This is a genomic window from Klenkia sp. AC732 (assembly GCF_979256525.1).
This window is the reverse complement of record NZ_CEEDOS010000096.1, coordinates 1-417: the sequence shown is the minus strand read 5'-3', so window position 1 is coordinate 417 and position 417 is coordinate 1. Positions and strand designations below refer to the sequence as shown.

Here is a 417-nt window from a genome sequence, read left to right as displayed (position 1 = left end):
CGCCTACCTGCTCGGTGCCGCCCTGGACCGCATCGCCGCCACCGAGCAGCTGGCCACCGCCGGCCGGGAACTGGTCACCTCCATCGAGGAGGTCGAGCGCAACGTGCTCTCCGCGACCACCGTGGCCTCCCAGGGCCGGGACCTGGCCGAGCAGGCCAACACCGTCGTCGCCGCCCTGGGTGAGTCCAGCCAGCAGGTCGGTCAGGTCGCCCAGACCATCGGGACCATCGCCGCCCAGACCAACCTGCTCGCGTTGAACGCCACCATCGAGGCCGCCCGCGCCGGCGAGGCCGGCCGCGGGTTCGCCGTCGTGGCCAACGAGGTCAAGGAACTGGCCCGCGAGACCGCCGTGGCCACCACCGACGTCACCGCCAAGATCACCGCCATCCAGGACCAGGTCGACGCCGTCGTGGCCAC

The 417-nt window shown here is 72.7% G+C and carries 1 protein-coding gene; it reads left to right on the top strand.

Annotated elements, in window-relative coordinates; genetic code table 11:
• A partial coding sequence (locus AC0IVP_RS21825) for a methyl-accepting chemotaxis protein (RefSeq protein ID WP_471759269.1) occupies nucleotides 1-417 on the top strand: 417 nt, incomplete at both ends.